General features: G+C 71.7%; 13 protein-coding genes and 1 pseudogene. 5 read left to right on the top strand and 9 right to left on the bottom strand.

Annotation, left to right across the window (positions count from 1 at the left end):
• Window positions 1–29: 29 nt before the first annotated feature.
• On the bottom strand, window positions 30–485 hold the full coding sequence (locus tag EL245_RS04620) for a hypothetical protein (RefSeq protein WP_126382096.1): 456 nt from the start codon (window positions 483–485) through the stop codon (window positions 30–32).
• Window positions 473–3,700 (bottom strand): glycoside hydrolase family 2 TIM barrel-domain containing protein, encoded by a 3,228-nt coding sequence (locus EL245_RS04615; RefSeq protein ID WP_126382094.1) that lies wholly within the window; start codon window positions 3,698–3,700, stop codon window positions 473–475. Before EL245_RS04615 ends, EL245_RS04620 begins: the two co-directional genes overlap by 13 nt.
• Window positions 3,701–3,933: 233 nt before the next feature.
• On the opposite strand from EL245_RS04615, the gene EL245_RS04610 reads away from it, so the two are divergent.
• Entirely contained in the window at window positions 3,934–4,989 is a 1,056-nt protein-coding gene (locus EL245_RS04610) for a LacI family DNA-binding transcriptional regulator (protein ID WP_161512770.1), read from the top strand.
• Between the two features lie 72 nt (window positions 4,990–5,061).
• Here the strand turns inward: EL245_RS04610 and EL245_RS13985 are convergent.
• From EL245_RS13985 to EL245_RS04590, 5 genes and pseudogenes are all read right to left on the bottom strand, one after another.
• Window positions 5,062–6,144: pseudogene (locus tag EL245_RS13985) on the bottom strand (MGH1-like glycoside hydrolase domain-containing protein); the annotation flags it as partial.
• A gap of 584 nt (window positions 6,145–6,728) precedes the next feature.
• The gene (locus EL245_RS04605; RefSeq protein ID WP_126382091.1) at window positions 6,729–7,610 is read right to left on the bottom strand and encodes a carbohydrate ABC transporter permease; all 882 of its coding nucleotides are present in this window, start codon (window positions 7,608–7,610) and stop codon (window positions 6,729–6,731) included.
• A gap of 3 nt (window positions 7,611–7,613) precedes the next feature.
• Window positions 7,614–8,534: a carbohydrate ABC transporter permease gene (locus EL245_RS04600; protein WP_126382089.1), complete on the bottom strand. Its 921-nt coding sequence runs from the start codon at window positions 8,532–8,534 to the stop codon at window positions 7,614–7,616.
• The gene (locus EL245_RS04595; protein WP_232009870.1) at window positions 8,531–9,904 is read right to left on the bottom strand and encodes an extracellular solute-binding protein; all 1,374 of its coding nucleotides are present in this window, start codon (window positions 9,902–9,904) and stop codon (window positions 8,531–8,533) included. The genes EL245_RS04600 and EL245_RS04595 overlap by 4 nt, the downstream gene beginning before the upstream one ends.
• Window positions 9,905–9,938: 34 nt before the next feature.
• Window positions 9,939–11,009, bottom strand: a complete 1,071-nt coding sequence (locus EL245_RS04590) for a DMT family transporter (protein ID WP_197719444.1) — start codon at window positions 11,007–11,009, stop codon at window positions 9,939–9,941.
• 581 nt (window positions 11,010–11,590) lie between these two features.
• Between EL245_RS04590 and EL245_RS04585 the strand changes: the two genes are divergently transcribed.
• Window positions 11,591–12,756 (top strand): IS3 family transposase gene (locus tag EL245_RS04585; RefSeq protein WP_126382088.1). Its coding sequence is split into 2 segments (ribosomal slippage): window positions 11,591–11,837 and window positions 11,837–12,756, totalling 1,167 coding nucleotides; the frame shifts between segments, so codons are not numbered across the junction.
• A 125-nt stretch (window positions 12,757–12,881) separates the two neighbouring features.
• Here the strand turns inward: EL245_RS04585 and EL245_RS04580 are convergent.
• Window positions 12,882–13,412, bottom strand: a complete 531-nt coding sequence (locus EL245_RS04580; RefSeq protein ID WP_126382086.1) for a hypothetical protein — start codon at window positions 13,410–13,412, stop codon at window positions 12,882–12,884.
• An 88-nt stretch (window positions 13,413–13,500) separates the two neighbouring features.
• Between EL245_RS04580 and dapE the strand changes: the two genes are divergently transcribed.
• The 3 genes from dapE (at window position 13,501) to EL245_RS04565 (ending at window position 15,880) form a co-directional block, all read left to right on the top strand.
• Window positions 13,501–14,691, top strand: coding sequence for a succinyl-diaminopimelate desuccinylase (gene dapE / locus EL245_RS04575; protein WP_126382085.1), 1,191 nt, complete (start codon window positions 13,501–13,503; stop codon window positions 14,689–14,691).
• Between the two features lie 55 nt (window positions 14,692–14,746).
• Window positions 14,747–15,511, top strand: a complete 765-nt coding sequence (locus tag EL245_RS04570; protein ID WP_126382083.1) for an LOG family protein — start codon at window positions 14,747–14,749, stop codon at window positions 15,509–15,511.
• 201 nt (window positions 15,512–15,712) lie between these two features.
• On the top strand, window positions 15,713–15,880 hold the full coding sequence (locus EL245_RS04565; protein ID WP_083470580.1) for a DUF3117 domain-containing protein: 168 nt from the start codon (window positions 15,713–15,715) through the stop codon (window positions 15,878–15,880).
• 122 nt (window positions 15,881–16,002) lie between these two features.
• Here EL245_RS04565 and EL245_RS04560 read toward each other — a convergent pair whose 3' ends face one another.
• On the bottom strand, window positions 16,003–16,638 hold the full coding sequence (locus EL245_RS04560) for an O-methyltransferase (protein WP_126382081.1): 636 nt from the start codon (window positions 16,636–16,638) through the stop codon (window positions 16,003–16,005).
• Window positions 16,639–16,804: the final 166 nt, after the last annotated feature.

The following is a 16,804-nucleotide window of genomic DNA, read 5'->3' as shown; positions in this document are numbered from 1 at the left end:
GAGCCGTCGAGTCCCCGGGGAGGCGGGCGCTACCGGTCATCGTGGCTGCCACCGCCCTCGACCGTCACGTGCGCGGTGACAACCTCGCATCCCGGGGCGCGCAGCCGGCGCACCGCCTCGTGGCGACCGACGACCACCGTCTGGCCGGCGCCAAGCGCCGTGACCGTCCCGTGGCCCGCGAGGGTCATGCGGTCGGTGGTGTCGCGGTAGGCCTCGGTCTGCTCGAGCACGCTCACCGGGGCGTGCTCGACGAGGAGCCGCCCGCTCAGGACGTGGACGACCTCGAGGTAGCGGTGGTGGGCCGTCAGACCGGGCTCGTCGTGCTCCGGTCCGGCCTCGCGCCAGAAGGTCACCGAGTCGCCCACCGAGCCCGCCACGTCCCGGGGCAGGCGGGGGGCGCGCTCGATCGCCTCGAGGCACCGCCGCCACTTGAGGGCGCCGCCGTCGAGGGAGCCGAGCTCCTCACGGGTGGTCACCAGTCGCATGAGCCGTCTCCTGCCTGTCGTCCTGCGGTCCCCGGGGCCCGGTCGGCGCCACGGGCGGGGGCGTGAGAATCGTGCGCACCGGCGGGCACCGGAGCGTCACGGAGCCACCGCGCGGTCGGGTCCTGCCTCTCGTCGAGGGGCACGAGGAGGAAGGCGAAGGAGAAGGACTCCCAGCGGGTCCGGTGGCTCTCGAGGACCTCCGAGCCCCAGGACCTCGATCCCAGGCCGAGCACCTTGTGGTTGAGGTGCACGGTCGTCGTGCTCCCGGTGCGCCTCAGCTCGTGCAGGTGCTCGGCGGCCTCGAGCTCGGCGGTCGTGAAGGGCCAGGCCGCGACGCTCAGGGGGTCCTCGCCGATGACCATGAGCCCTGCCCCTCCCCGGCGTCGCAGGACCAGCCACCGCACGTCCTCCCGGTTGCCGTAGTCCTGGGGGCGCACGTAGGGCACGTACATGTCCTCGACCGTCGTGCTCCACCGTCCGATGAGCGAGGCGGCGCACGAGTCCGGGTAGTTCTCGCCCGGTCCCCGCCCGTAGTACTCGACCTCGCTCAGCCCCGGGTCCAGGCCCATCTCGACGCCGACGCGGGGGACGAGCCCCCGGTAGCCGCCCTCGGGCAGGCCCTCGACCCGCACGCTCAGGGCGCCGTCGGGGCGGTAGACGAGCCGCCACCGCAGCCGCATCCCGATGTCGAGCGCCGGGGGAGCCAGGCGCTGGTCGACGGTGACCTCGACGCAGGGCCCGTCCCGGCGCGCGCGCACCGAGCGCGTCGAGGTGCGCAGGTCGTCGAGGAAGCGGGGCCGCCACAGCGTCTGGGCCTCGGTGCGGTGGTTGTCGATGACCGGCTTCCACAGGCTCACGGCGGGGGGCACGGTGATGAGCTCGCGCCCGGAGGCACGCCAGGAGGTCAGGCGCCCCTCGAGGACGTCGATCCTCAGCTCGTCGTCACCGGCGCCCAGGACGAGGCTGGGACCCTGGCGGGTCCAGCGCACCGGCTCGGCCCGACCCTCCTGGGCCCGGCCGGCGCCGTGACGGGCCGGCTCGACACGGGCCGGGGCCTGGCGGGGGAGGGGGAACTGGTAGACGGCGACCCGGGCGCCCGCAGGCGCCCAGGCGGTGGCGGCGTCACGCAGCACGCTCACCTCGAGGAAGCACTCCCCGCGGGCCTGCGGGTGGTCGATGCTCAGGGGCGCGGTCTGGCCGGGTCCGACCACCGGGCAGGGCTGGGCCCGGCTCCAGACCACCTCGCCGTTGACCCGCAGAGCGGCCACGAGGCTGAAGCCGGAGGTGTCGGTGAAGTAGAGGCGGGTGCGTACCCGCAGCCCCCTGCCGTCCTGCCCGTCGGGCTCGATGACCACCGGGGCGATGACCTGGGCGTACTCGATCAGCCCGGGGCTCGGCTCCTGCCACGGCAGCACGAGGCCGTCGACGCAGAAGCTGCCGTTGTTCGGGTAGTCGCCGAAGTCCCCGCCGTAGAGCCAGGTCGTCGTGCCGTCGGGCAGCACCGTGCGGATGGCCTGGTCGCTCCACTCCCACACGAAGTGCCCCTGGATGCAGGGGTGACGGTCGATGACCTCCTGGTACTGGCTCAGGCCCCCGGGCCCGTTGCCCATCGCGTGGGCGTACTCGCACAGGATGCGCGGCTTGGGGTGGGGGTGCTCCCCGAAGTCGTTCATCTGGGACACCCGGCTGTACATCGTCGAGACGACGTCGACGACCTCGGCGTCGCGGTCCTCCTCGTAGTGGACCGGCCGGGTCGGGTCGAGCTCCTTGGCACGCTCGTAGGCGGCGACGAAGTTGTCCCCGAAGCCGGACTCGTTGCCCAGGGACCACATGACGACACTGGGGTGGTTGCGCTGGGCCCGCACGTGGCGCTCGATGCGGTCGACGTAGGCCTGGCGCCACTGCGGTGCCGAGGACAGCCGGTTGATGTCCCCGACCAGCTCGAAGCCGTGGGTCTCCAGGTCGGTCTCGGCCAGGACGAACAGGCCCAGCTCGTCGCACATCTCGTAGAAGCGCGGGTCGTTGGGGTAGTGGGCGGTGCGCACCGCGTTGACGTTGTGCTCCTTCATGAGGAGCAGGTCGCGGCGCACCCGATCGATCCCGACGGCCCGGCCTCGACGGTCGTCGTGGTCGTGGCGGTTGACGCCGTGCATGGTGAAGGGGCGCCCGTCCAGGCGCAGCAGGCCGTCCTCGATGGTGATGTCGCGAAAGCCCACCCGGTGGGGCACGTGCTCGACGACGCTGCCGGCGCCGTCCCGGACGGTGAGCAGCAGCAGGCACAGCTCGGGGGTCTCCGGCGTCCACACCGGAGCCCCCAGGACCACCTCGCTGATCCGCAGGCGGGATGTGGCGCTCGAGGCGGACCCGCCGGCCAGCGGCCGGCCGTCGTGGCTGAGCGCCCAGTCCACCTTCCAGCCTGATCCCTCCCCGGCCCCCTGCGACGGGAGGCGGTCGGCCGCGAGGAGGTCCACCTCGAGGACGTGCTCGCCGTCGACCAGCGGGGTCGTGATCACCATGTCGGCCAGTCCGCCCACGGGCCGGTGGACGAGGTAGACCTCGCGGAAGATGCCCGAGGCCCACCACATGTCCTGGTCCTCGAGGTACGTGCCGTCGCAGAACTGCAGGACCGTGAGCGACAGGAGGTTGTCCCCGGGGACGACAGCCTCCGTGAGGTCGAACTCCGCGGCCAGCCTCGAGCCCTTGGACCATCCGACGCGCCTGCCGTTGACGTGGACGACGACGAGGCTCTCGACGCCGTCGAGGCGCAGGATCGTGCGCATGCCCTCGACCGGGCTGAGGGTGACCACCTTCTGGTAGACGGCGGTCGGGGTGTCGGAGGGCACCCGAGGAGGGTCGACGGGGAAGGGGTAGCCCTCGTCGGTGTAGGCGGGGGAGCCGTAGCCGTCGAGCTGCCACAGGTGGGGGACCTCGACCTGGTCCCAGCCCGGGTGGGGGGAGGCGTGCGTGGACGGGTCGACGTGGAGGGGGCCGGTGAAGAGCCGGAAGGACCACGACCCGCACAGGTCGGTGTGCCCCAGGCAACGACGTCGGTCCATCGACGCCGCGCTGGCGGCGTCGGGGTAGCCGAAGAAGTAGGCGCGCGCGGGCAGGCGCCCCTGGCCGCTGCGGGAGGGGTCCTCCCAGAACCTGTCCTCGTCCTGTCCGGTGAGCGGGCAGGACCGGGTCGAGCGTGGTGCGGGGGTCGGTGTGGTCATCTCAGAACGGTGGTCAAGGTGGTCAAGGTGGTCAAGGTGGTCACGGTGGGCAAGCGGTCGTCATGTCGTCAGGCAGGCAGGGCCGGGCAGGGCCGGGTAGAACCGACTGGGCCCGACCCGGGCCGGGACCAGCCGGGTGGAGCGGCTGCCGGCCGCGGCGCCGGGTCCTCCCCACAGGCCGATGGTACCGGTTTCATCCTTGTTGTCCCAGCGCTGTCGCATACCATCACGTCATGCGGTCACAGCGGTCAGGCGCACAGGAGGCGGAGCCCGGGGACAGGGGGCGGGCGACGATCGCGGACGTGGCGCGCCTCGCGGGGGTGTCCAAGGCGACGGTCTCCCGCGTCCTCAACGGCTCGTCGAGGGTCGCCCCCGGGACCCGCCGAGCCGTGGAGGAGGCGATCTCCGCCGCCGGGTACGTCGAGTCCTGGCAGGCCAAGTCCCTGGCCACCGGGCGCGCCGGGGCGGTCGGGGTCATCATCACCGAGCCCTTCGACGAGGTCTACACCGACCCCACCTTCGCGGCCGTCCTGCGCGGTGTCCACGACCGCCTCGTCCCGACGCCTCTCGTTCCCGTGCTGCTTCAGGCCACCTCCGAGGCCGAGCGCGCCAAGGCCGTGCGCTTCCTCGAGCGCAGGGGCGCCGACGCCGTCATCCACCTCACCCCCTACGTCGACGACGGCCTGCTGCCCCAGCTCGAGGCGCAGGGGCTCCCGACGGTCCTGACGGGCCGCGTCGAGGACGCCGTACGGCGCGGGATGTCGAGCGTCTACTCCGACGACGTCCTGGGAGCGGCGATGGCTGCCCGGCGGGCGGCCGAGCAGGGGCGCCGCCGCCCCCTCGTCGTCGTCGGGCCCCCCGACAACCCCGCCTCCCGCGAGCGGGTCGAGGGCTACCTCAGCGTGCTGGGCGCCGGGTCGACCGGTGGGGACAGCACGCCGGTGGTGACCTTCGGGGGCTGGGACGAGACCTCCGGAGAGCGCGCGGTGCGTGGCGCCCTGTCCCAGGGCGCTCGCTTCGACGTCGTCCTGGCCGGCTCCGACAGGATCGCCCGGGGGGCCCTGACGGCCCTGGGGGACCACCACCTGTCAGTGCCCCGGGACGTGGCCGTCATCGGCTTCGACAACCACCCGGTCTCGGCGCAGACCACCCCCGCCCTGACCACCGTCGAGCAGCCCCTGCGCCAGGAGGGCCGGACCGCCGTCGAGCTCGCCCTCGACCTGCTCGAGGGAGGCGCACCGCGTCTCGAGGTCCTGCCCATGCGGCTGGTCGTGCGCGACTCCGGGTGACCGCGGCGCGCCGGTGGCCTCCTGGCGGGCCGTGACCGCCATGTCGATGAACAGCGCCGCGGACCACCCGAAGCAGGTGCTCGCCGCCGGGGGACGCCGGCGGGAGACCGGGTCGACGTACTCCACCGGTCCGCCTGCCTCGGTGACGATCCGCAGCGTGGCCTCCTCGACCTCGCGGGCGCGCTCGAGGAGCCCCTGTGCGCGCAGCCCGCGGGCGACGAGCCAGCTCGTGTTGACCCACACCGGGCCCCTCCACATGCGCTGCGGGTCGAAGGCGGGGTCGCCGGAGGCCACAGTCGGCACGGTGCCCGCGCCGTGGCCGCCGAAGGCCTCCGGGTCCTCCAGCAGGCGCAGGAGCCGGGCGCGGGCCGCGTCGTCGAGCTCGGGCACGAGCAGGGGCATGAGGCTGACGACCGTGAGGCTGGGGGAGGGGCCCTGGGGGCCATGGGCGGGGACGAAGGCCCGGTCCTCGAGGGCGTCGAGGAGCCGGCTCCTGAGCCGCGCGGCACGCTCGAGGTGGCACGAGGCGGCCCCCGCCTCGCCCGCCTGCCGGGCCCAACGCGCCAGGATCGTGTCCTGGAGGCACAGGTAGGCGGTCAGGTCGGGCGACTCCAGCGGCGTGCCCGCCTCGAAGACCGGGGAGTCGTCCAGGCCCGAGGAGTACGGGTGCAGGTAGGTCGGAACGCCCGTGCCCCGCGGGTCGCTGTGGGTGAACCACCATTCCTGGGAGCGCCGCACGGCCTCGCGCATCTGGGTGACGAGGTCCTCGGGGTGGCAGGCGTCGACGAGCTCGACGGCCAGTGCCGTCAGAGGCGGCTTGGTCAGCGGCACGACCTCGTCCTGGGCTCCAGGACTCCCCAGCGCGCGCAAGGAGACCAGGTCGGCCGGAGGGAGGTCCCGGCTGGAGGCAAGGACGCCCGTCTCGTGGACGACGTCGGGCAGCTGGCCGTCGTCCTGCTGGCACGACACGGCGATGCGCAGCTGCTCGGCGGCCAGCTCGGGGTCGCCGTGGCGCAGTCCGATGGCGATGAAGTAGGCGTCCCACTGCCACAGTCCGACGTAGCCGAGCTTGGAGGGCACGACCGCGCGTCCGGTGACCGCCCCTCCCAGGCGCAGCACGTTGACCCCCAGCACCCACCAGCACAGCCGTGCCATCGAGCGGTGCTCGGCCAGGACCTCGGGGCACCGGAGCATCCAGGAGTCGACGGCCTCGAGGTTGCGGCGCACCTGGAGCCTGACAGCCGGCTCCGCCGCCGCCTGCGGGGCGGTCCGAGGCGCAGGAGCCCGACCGGGCAGGGGCCTGGGGGTGATGACGAGTCCGGCGCCGGGGCGCGTGGCGCGCACGACGAGCCCGCCGTGCGGGGTGCTCAGTGGCTCGCCGTCGAGGACGACCACCTCGGCTCCGTCCTCGACCGCCTCGAGGCTCACCGACCAGCCCTGGGGGATGAGTCCCATGACGGCACGGCCCTCGGTGTCCAGGGTGAGCCACGGCCCGTCCTCCCCCCAGCTCACGTGCCCGGGGTCGGGGACCTCCTGGACGCGGACGCGGTCGGCGGCGTCTCGCACGACCAGGCCCGTCACGACGCGGCTGTCCTCGAGAGGAACCTCGTAGCGGGCCTCGTGGACGTGCAGGCGGTGCCCGTCGGCCAGGACGAGCAGGCGGCTGAGGGCGATCGTGAAGGGCACCTCGACGAGGTCGATGCGGCGGGCGAGGTCCTCGCGCGCCTCCTCCAGGCTGCTCATCGGCCACCGAGCCCCGAGGTGGCCAGGCTGTTGATGATCTGGCGCTGTGCGACGACGAAGACCGCGAGCATGGGCAGGGTCGAGATCGTCGTGGCGGCCATGATGAGCCCCTGGTTGAGGCCACCGTACTGTCCCTGGAACTGGGTGAGCAGGAGGGGGACGGTGAACAGCTCGGTGGAGTTGAGCAGGACCAGGGGGAGCAGGAAGTTGTTCCACGCGTCCAGGGCCGCGATGATCGCCAGGGCGCCCAGGCCGGGACGGATGTTGGGCATGATGACGGACACGAGGATCCGCCAGCGCCCGCACCCGTCGATGAGGGCCGCGTCCTCGAGCTCGCGGGGCACGGCGCGGATGAACTGGCGCATGAGGAAGACCCCGAAGGGGTTGACCATCATGGCGGGCACGATGATCGCCAGGTGGGAGTCGACCCACCCGATCCTGCTCATGAGGAGGTAGAAGGGGACGAGCGTGACCTGGATCGGGACCATCTGCACGAGCAGGAAGAGGCCGAACAGGGCCTTGGCCCCTCTGAACTCGATCCGGGCGAAGGCGTAGCCGGCCATCGCCGAGGTCACCAGCGTCCCGGCCACGGCGAGCACGACGATGTAGGCGCTGTTGAGGTAGGCGCGGGAGAAGGGCAGGGAGCCCCAGGCCTGGGCGAGGTTGCCGGGCACCCAGGGGTCGGGCACGAGGCTCGCGGGGTCGGTCAGGGTCTGCGCGGTGCCCTTGAAGCCGGACAGGACCATCCAGATGAACGGTCCGACCATGCAGACCGAGACGGCCAGCAGCACGGCGTGGCGCGCGATGAGCGTCAGGGGCAGGGCGGGTCCTCGTCGCTGCGTGCGCGAGGCGGGGGCGCTGCGGGGGGTGGGTGTCATGGTTCAGTCCTCGTAGTGGACGAAGCGCTTCTGTCCCGCGAACTGGATGAGCGTGAGGGCCGCCGTGAGCACGAGGAGGATGACGGAGGCGGCACTGGCCAGCCCGAAGGACGAGGAGCGGAAGCCGAGGTCGTAGATGTGGTAGACGATCGTGCGGGTGGCGTGGTCAGGGCCTGCGTGGGACACGAGGATGAACACGAGGTCGAAGGTCTTGAGCGAGCTGATGACGGCGATGACCGACTGGAAGAAGATCGTCGGGCTGAGCAGCGGCAGGACGATGCTGAAGAAGCGGCGCACCGGGCCCGCGCCGTCGATCGTGGCGGCCTCGAGGACCGAGGGCGGGATGGACTGCAGGCCGGCCTGGAAGATGACGACGTTGAGCCCCAGGGAGGACCAGATGGTCACGAGGCACACGGCGAGGAGGGCCAGCCTGGGGTTGCCCAGCCAGTCGGGAGGGGTGAGCGGCAGGACCGCCGCGATCGAGCGGCTCAGGGCGCCCTCGCGGTGCAGGAGCTGCTGCCAGATGAGCGCCGTCGCCACCGAGCTCGTCACCACGGGGGTGAAGATCATGACCATGTAGAGGGACTTGAGGCGAACGCCCTCGAGCAGCACCGCCACGACGATGGCCAGCCCCAGGCCCACCGGCACGGTGACGGCCGCGATGCCCAGGGTGTTGAGCACCGAGCGCCGCAGGAGCGGGTCGGCCAGCTGGTCGGCGAAGTTCTGCCATCCGACGAAGGACGGGGTCCCGAACCCGTTCCACTCGGTGAAGGCGAGCATGAGCGCGGCCAGGAAGGGCAGGAGGGTGAACAGGAGCAGGCCGATGGTCTGGGGGGCGGCGAAGGCGTAGCCCTGGCGCCGGTCCGCGACGCGCCAGCTGCGGCGCGCGCGGGCCGGGCTGCCCCCGTGGTCTGGGAGGCTCATGAGGACCGGGTCTCCTCAGCGCTCGCCCCGGAGCTCGGTGAGGCGCCGGCCGGGGCACCCTCCGTGGCCACGAGGGCCGCGATCGCGTCAAGGGTCTCCTGGGCCTGGGCCTTGCCCTCGTACAGGGGCAGCATGTGCTCGGTGGCGATCGTCGAGGACAGGCCGGGGACGGCCGCCTCGGTCCGGTTGTTGGTGTAGCCGATGTCCCGCATGTCCAGCATGGTCTGGGCGTGCTCGGGGAAGTCGTCGGAGGTCACGAGGTCGTCGGCGCCGGTGACCGAGGGCACGGCGGTGCCCGAGGCCAGGCGGATGCGCTGGCCCTCGACGCTCAGGAAGCTGGAGAAGAAGGTGTAGGCGGCCTGCGGGTCGGCCGCCTTGGCATTGATCGCCAGGAAGGACGCGGCCAGGCCGGTCGGGGCCGGGCTGCCGTCGGGGGTCGGCCAGGGGGCGATGTCGTAGGCGCTCAGGTCCGCTCCGGCGCTGCGCAGGGTGTTGGCGGTGTAGCGACCCTGGGCGAAGAAGGCGAGCTTGTCGGTGAGGAACATCGTGTCGGCCCCGCCTCCCTCGGGCAGGGTGTCCGCCACGAGGAACTCCCCGCTGCGGCACCGCGCCGCCAGCTCCTCGACGGCGGCCACGGAGACCGTGTCGGTGTGGGCGACGTAGGCGCCCGACTCGTCGTAGACCTGGCCGCCCTGGCTCGTCATCCACGAGGCGTGGGTGGCCCAGTAGTTCCAGAAGGCCAGCGTCGTCAGGCCCGCGGCCTTGATCCGCTCGCTCATGGACAGGAAGGTGGAGGTGGTCCAGGCCCCCTGGGCCGCCAGCTCGGCGGGGTCCTCGGTGATCCCTGCCGCCTTGAGGACGTTCTTGTTGTACCACCACGCGTCGGGGTTGACGTCGTTGGGCAGGGCGTACAGGGCGCCGTCGAGCTCGGCGATGCCGTAGACCTCGGCGTTGAAGTCCTCCGCGGAGATCGGGGACCCCGCCGAGCTCAGCAGCTCGTCAAGAGGCGCGAGGACCTTGTTGGGCAGCACCGAGGCCACCCGGTCGTCGCCGATGTAGAACACGTCCGGGGCGGTGCCGGAGGTCAGCTGGGTGAGCAGCTTGGTGTGGTACTCGTCGTAGGAGGCCACCGGCTGGAAGACGACCGTGATCTCGGGGTGGTCCTTCATGAACTGGGTGTTGAACTCCTCCAGAAGCGTCAGCTCCTCGGGGGTTCCCCAGGTCGACCAGGTCACGGTGCCCTTCGAGCCGGAGGACCCCGAGGACCCTGAGCAGCCTGAGACCGCCAGGGCGCCCACGGCGAGCGCTGCCGAGGTGCTCAGGAGACCGCGGCGGGACATCGGGTGTGACAACGGGAATGACATGTTCATGGTGGGACCTCTCATCGTCGTTGACTCGAGCTGGTCAGATGCCGTCTGACCGGGGCGGCCGCCCGTGCGTGCGCCGGGCGGTGGAACTGGGGGAGCCCGCGGTGGTCCCGTCGGTGACGGGACCGGGGTGGTTCGGTGCGGCTAGGCGTCTCCGGGGGCGGGACCGGGAGGGGGGTGGGGAGCGTCGTGCTCGGGGGGGCCGGCCGGACAGCTCGCTGAGGAGCATCGCCGAGACGATAAGCGCTCCGCCCACGGCCAGACGTCCGGTGAGCTGCTCGTCGCCCAGGGCGATGGCGAACAGGGCGGCGAAGACCGGCTCGCAGGTCATGACGACGGCGGCACGGGTGGGGCTCATGCGGGCCTGAGCCCATGTCTGCAGGAACATGGTGGCGATGCCCGTGGCCAGAGCCATGTAGAGCACGGGCCCCCACACCGCGGCCGTCCTGGGCACCTCGACGCCCCCGGGCAGGCCGGCGGCGGCGCAGACCAGGGCGATCCCCACCATCTGCGTGGCGGTCAGGGTCATCGTGTCCTGGCCCTCGGCCAGGCGGCCCAGCGCGACGATGTGCAGGGCGTAGACGACCGAGCCGGCAAAGGTGATCATCGCGCCGGTGCTCAGTGAGGTCCCGGTCAGGCTGAGGACGGCCAGCCCCGACAGAGCCATGACCGAGGACAGGAGCACCCGGCCTGCCGGGGCGGTGCGCGTGAGCAGGACGAGGACGGCCGGTGTGAGCACGACGTACATGCCGGTGATGAACCCGGAGACCGAGGCGTCGGTCGTGCGCAGGCCGACGGTCTGCAGGATCTGGGCGACCCCGTAGAGCGCTCCCAGGCCCAGTCCCTGCGCCCACCGGATGCGGTCGAGGTCGAGCAGCCGGCGACCGGCCAGGGTCACCATGACGGCTGCTGCGATCGCGAAGCGCACCGTGAGGAAGTCGGCGGGGGAGATGTGGTCGAGGGCGTCCTTGAGGATGATGAAGGTCGAGCCCCACAGGGCGGTGACGAGGAGCAGCGCGGCCACCGGAAGCGTCGAGCGCGCGGCCCGGGCCATCCGGGCCGCCCGGGCCGCGGACGGCCCGGGGGTCTCGGTGGTGGCACGCGGCATCCTGGGCTCCCGGTTCGTCTCTCCGGCTCCCGTCGACCGCAGGATGACGTGACAACGGTCGTGGTACCGGTTTCATAGGTTGTGCAGACGCGATTATGCAGCGCATGTCACGAGTCGCGCAAGCCGTGAGCCCGCGGTCGTCGCGAGGTGGTCGAGAGGTGGTCGCGAGGTGGTCGAGAGGTGGTCGCGAGGTGGTCGCGAGGTGGTCGCGAGTCGGCCCGGGCGAGCGGGCGGCGCCGTGATGGCCGGTGGGGTCGGGCGTTGGCCGGTGGGGTCGGGCGTTGGCCGGTGGGGTCGGGCGTTGGCCGGTGGGGTCGGGCGTTGGCCGGTGGGGTCGGGCGTTGGCTGGTGGGGTCGGGCGTTGGCTGGTGGGGTCGGGCGTTGGCTGGTGGGGTCGGGCGTTGGCTGGTGGGGTCGGGCGTTGGCTGGTGGGGTCGGGCGTTGGCTGGTGGGGTCGCACGTCCGGCGTGCGACCCCATGGGTGGAGGCGCGACCTCATGGCGCGGCCTGCGACTGGGGTGAGTGGCGTTTCTCGGACAGGGGAGATTTTCGTCTCTCTTCTGATTCGATAGGATGGAGCCATGTCAAGGGCGAAGTACTCGGACGAGTTCAAGGCGCAGGTTGTGCGTGAGGTCGTCGAGAAGGACCGGACGATCGCGTCGGTCGCGGCCTCCTACGACCTGGTTCCCCAGACGGTGGGGAACTGGGTCGCGAGGTACAGGAAGGAGCACTCCAGCCAGGAGGAAAGTGAAGCAGTCGCAGAGTCCGCGCAGATAGCCAGGCTCAGGGCGGAGAACCGCGAGCTGCGCCAGGAGAACGAGTTCCTGAAAAAAGCGGCGGCCTTCTTCGCGCAGGAACAGCGGTGAGCGACAAGTACAAGCTCATCAACCGCGAGGAAGGCAGATACCCTGTTGCCTCCATGTGCCGCTGGGCCGGGGTGTCCAGGTCCGGGTACTACTCCTGGCGCGAGCGGGCTGAGTCGAGTCGTATCAGGAGACGGGAGGAGCTGGCGGTTCTTGTGCGGGCCGAGTTCGAGGCCTCCCACGGCGCCTACGGGTACCGGCGCATCGCGGCAGCCCTGCGACGTCAAGGCGTGTCAACCTGCCAGGACACTGTGCGTGCGGTCATGCGCGCCCAGGGCCTGAGAGCCGCGCAACCGCGCCGGAAGGTCCGTACCACCGTCCCGGCCCGTGACCTGGGCGAGCGTCCCGACCTCGTGCGCCGTGACTTCACGGCCGAGAAACCCGGAATCAAATGGGTAGGTGACATCACCTGTATCCGCACGTGGGCTGGGTTCGTGTATCTCGCAACGGTGCTGGACTGCTGCACGAGGAAGGTAGTCGGTTACGCGATGGCCGACCACATGCGCACCGACCTGGTCTGTGACGCTATCGACATGGCGGTACGCAGGTGCCCCCACAAGAGAGGGGTAACCATATTCCACTCCGACAGAGGCAGCCAGTACACCTCTCAGCAGTTCTCCGACCACCTGAGGAAGTATGGCATACGGCTGTCCGTCGGGCGCACCGGGGTGTGCTGGGACAATGCCTGGGCGGAGTCATTCAACGCGACTCTTAAGAACGAGAGGGTCCACCGCATGGTGTACCCTACACGTAGGAAGGCAGTGAGCGACATTGCCTCATGGATTGAGCTGACATACAATCAGACACGTCTCCACTCGACCCTCGGCTACCGCACCCCCAACGAGGTCGAAGGCGAGCACCTAGGCCGCAGACAAGCGGCCTGACACACCGAAACACACAGTCCGAAAAACACCCAGCACTCCAGACCCGACGGCCCGAGAGGCCGTGCCTCGGGTGGTCGACCTCATCCGGCCGAGGGTTGCGCTCCTCGTCCGGCCGAGGCCTGCGCTTAGTCGTCGCGAGGAACGTGACCTCCGGTGGCCGGGGCGGGGCTGGCTGCCTGGCCGACCGGAAGGCCGGGGAGGGTCGCCCTGCGCCGGAGGGTGACGGTGAGCAGGGCGGCCACGTGGAGGCAGGCGCCGCTCAGCGCCAACCACGCCCCCGGTCCCGGAGCCGAGGTCACGTAGCCGCCGATCCACCGCCCGGTCTCAGGGTCGATGCCGTCCCAGGTGGAGGAGCTCGTGTCGAATCCCAGGAGGGCGACAGCCACGGCGAGGACGACGCTCACGAGCGTGACCACCCTCCACGGCCACGAGGGCCTGCCCCGCCACGTCCACACCGTGCACACGATGAGCAGGCAGGCAGGTGTCAGGAGGACGGGGGCGTCTCCCAGGCGCAGGGGGTCATGGTCGGCGGATCCGTACCCGTGCCACACCTGGATCGGCGCCACGAGGGTCGTGAGGAACAGGAGCGTTCCCAGGCAGGACAGGATCCGGGCCCGCGTCGGGAAGGCCGTCCGTGGCGAGGGGTCGGTGCGCATGCCTCCACGGTAGGCGGCACAGCGACTCCGGGCGATGGGTCCCGCTGCCGGTGCCCGCCCTGGCCCCGGGGCCGCCTAACCTGGTGCCATGAGGACGACCACGACACCGCCGCAACCGGGACGCGCCGCGACCTCGGTGGTCCTGCCCGACCTCCTGGGCGACCTCGGCGCCCTGACCCTGGCCCTTGTCGACACGCCCTCGGTCTCTGGTTCCGAGGCGCCCCTGGCCGACGCCGTCGAGGCGGCCCTCGCGGGCTGCTCCCACCTCGAGGTCGCTCGCCACGGCAACACGGTCGTGGCCCGTACCCACCTGGGGCGGGCCGAGCGCGTCCTCGTGGCCGGGCACCTCGACACCGTCCCGGTCTCGGAGCGGACGACCAACGTCCCTGGGCGCATGGAGGAGCGTGACGGCCGTCAGGTCGTGTGGGGCCGGGGCAGCGTCGACATGAAGGGGGGTGTCGCGGTCGGCCTGCACCTGGCCGCGGCGCTTACGGCGCCGAGCCGGGACGTCACCTGGGTCTTCTACGACAACGAGGAGGTCAACGGGGACCTCAACGGCCTGGGCCTGGCTCTTGACGCCCACCCGGAGTGGTTCGCCGCCGACCTCGCCGTCCTGTGCGAGCCCACCGGTGCGGCGATCGAGGGCGGCTGCAACGGCACGCTGCGCCTCGTCCTCGAGGTGCCCGGCACGGCCGCCCACTCCGCCCGCTCGTGGCGGGGCGCCAACGCGGTCCACGCCGCGGGCGAGCTCATCGCCCGGGCGGCCGCCGCCCCGGTGCGCACCGTCGAGGTCGACGGGCTGGCCTACCGGGAGTCCTTCAACGTCGTGCTCATTGAGGGCGGCGTCGCCATGAACACGATCCCCGACTCCTGCCGCCTTCACGTCAACTACCGCTACGCCCCGGACCTGGGCCCCCGCGAGGCGCTGTCCCGCGCCCTGCGGATCATGGCCGGGATCGACCCGCGGGACGAGGAGGAGGACCCCGCCGTCGAGGTGAGCACCGGGACGGTTGCCGTGCGTGTCGACGACCTGTGCGACGCGGCTAGGCCGGGCCTGGACTCGCCTCTGGCGGCCGGGCTCGTCGCGGTCGTCCGAGCGCGTGGGGGCGGCGTCGGCCCCAAGCTCGGGTGGACCGACGTCGCCCGCTTCTCCGCCGCGGGGGTCCCGGCCATCAACCTCGGGCCGGGGGACCCGATGCTGTGCCACACCGACGACGAGCACTGCCCGGTGTCCCAGATCGAGGAGGTTGCCTCGATCCTCAGGGAGTGGCTCAGCTGAGGCCCGGTCCGGTGCGCACCGTGACACGGGGCGAGGGTTGAGGAATCATGCCGCTATGACCCGAGAGACCTACCGCAAGGGACCGGTGCTGCTGCGCGGCACCCAGATCCCCGAGCAGACCACCGACGCCCGCCTCCTGGACCGGCGGGGCGACACCGACTGGCTGCACTCGGACCCCTGGCGGGTCCTACGCATCCAGTCCGAGTTCGTCGAGGGCTTCGGCGCCCTGGCCGAGCTCGGTCCGGCCATCAGCGTCTTCGGCTCGGCGCGCACCCCGGCCAGCGACCCCGCCTACGCCCTGGCCGAGCAGGTCGGGGCCGGTCTGGCCCGCTCGGGCTACGCGGTCATGACCGGCGGCGGGCCCGGCATGATGGAGGCGGCCAACAAGGGGGCCCACGAGGCGGGTGGTGTCTCGGTCGGCCTGGGCATCGAGCTCCCCCACGAGCAGGGGATGAACGAGTACGTGGACCTGGGGGTCAACTTCCGCTACTTCTTCGCCCGCAAGACCATGTTCCTCAAGTACTCCGACGGATTCGTCGTCATGCCCGGGGGCTTGGGCACCCTCGACGAGCTCTTCGAGGCCCTCACCCTCGTCCAGACCCAGAAGGTCTCCTCGTTCCCGATCGTCCTGGTCGGGACGCGGTTCTGGGAGGGGCTGGTCAGCTGGATCCGCTCGACCCTCGTGGACTCAGGCGTCATCTCCAACGGTGACCCCGGCCTGGTCCACCTCGTCGACACCGCCGAGGAGGCCGTCAGCTACGTCGTCGGAGCCGCCCAGCGGATGCGGGCCGACGAGGCGCGGGCCGCCGGCCGCATCTGAGGCGGGGGCGCAGGTCGCCTCCGCGTCGGGGACGCCGGCGGAGCGTGTCGGTGGCCCTGGCCACACTCGTGCCAGGACGTTGCAGGTTGACTGTCAATCGTGGGTTGGGCCACGTTTTGTCAAGAGCAAGGGACAAGATGTCGTAGAATGGTACGGGCGGCGCGGTGATGAATCCGCGCCGAGTCATTGAAAGGGGACTACATGGCTGCCATGAAGCCCAGGACCGGTGACGGGCCGCTCGAGGTCGTCAAGGAGGGTCGGTCCATCATCATGAGGGTGCCGCTGGAGGGCGGGGGCCGTCTGGTCGTCGAGATCACGCCCGACGAGATCAAGGAGCTCCAGGAGGCGCTTGCCTCCGTCAAGGTCTGAGTCCCGCGACGTCCCGCGACGCGCGGCGGCTCCATCGTGGCGCCCTGAGACGCACAGGCAAGGACCGGGCCCCGCAGGGGCCCGGTCCTCAACGTCCCTCAACCCGGCCCGGCGACCTCGGCTCAGGCCTGCCGGATCGACACGAGAAGGCCGTCCTCAACGGGGAGGAGCGAGGTGAGCAGGTCCTCCCGGTCCCGCAGGGACTTGCCCAGCTCTCGGGCCGCGACCGTGAGCGCGTCCCGCCGGGCCGGGTCGGCCACGTGGTCCTTCCACAGGGCGTGGGTGACCGCGAGCACGCCCCCGACACGCAGCATCCTGACGGCCGGGTCCGCCAGGGCGGCCGCCTCGTCGGGCTCGACGTCGAGGACCACCATGTCGTAGGAGCGCTCAGCCATCCGCGGCATGACGTCGGAGGCCCGCCCCCGGATGACCCGGGTACGTGAGCCGGGGTGACCGGCGGCGTCAAAGGCGCGACGGGCCTCACGCTGGAGCTCGGCCTCGACGTCGATGGTCGTGAGCATGCCGTCAGCACCCATGCCGTCCAGGAGCCACAGGCCCGAGACACCGGTGCCCGTGCCGATCTCGGCGATCGACTTGGCGGCGACCGAGGCCGCCAGCATCCGCAGCGCGGCCCCGGTGGCGGGGGAGACAGGGGAGATCCCGAGCTCGATGCCGCGCAGCCTCGCCTGCGCGGCCTGCTCGCCCTCGCGGGGGAACTCCTCCGTGTAGGACCAGCTCAGGGTCTTGTCTGCGCTCACCGTGAGTCCCTTTCATGGAGTCGTCGGCCGGGGTGTGGGGCACCGCCGAGCACCTGAGGCAGGGCGCTGCTCTGGCGCCCATTGTTCCAGGTCCGGGCCGCCGGGGCGTGTATCGCCGGTGGCGATGCGTTCCCGGACCGGGCGGGACGGCGTGCCGCAGGGTGTC

Source organism: Actinomyces howellii, from assembly GCF_900637165.1.
GTDB lineage: Bacteria > Actinomycetota > Actinomycetes > Actinomycetales > Actinomycetaceae > Actinomyces > Actinomyces howellii.
The sequence above is the reverse complement of the archived record's forward strand: the minus strand, read 5'-3'. Positions and strand labels throughout refer to the sequence as shown.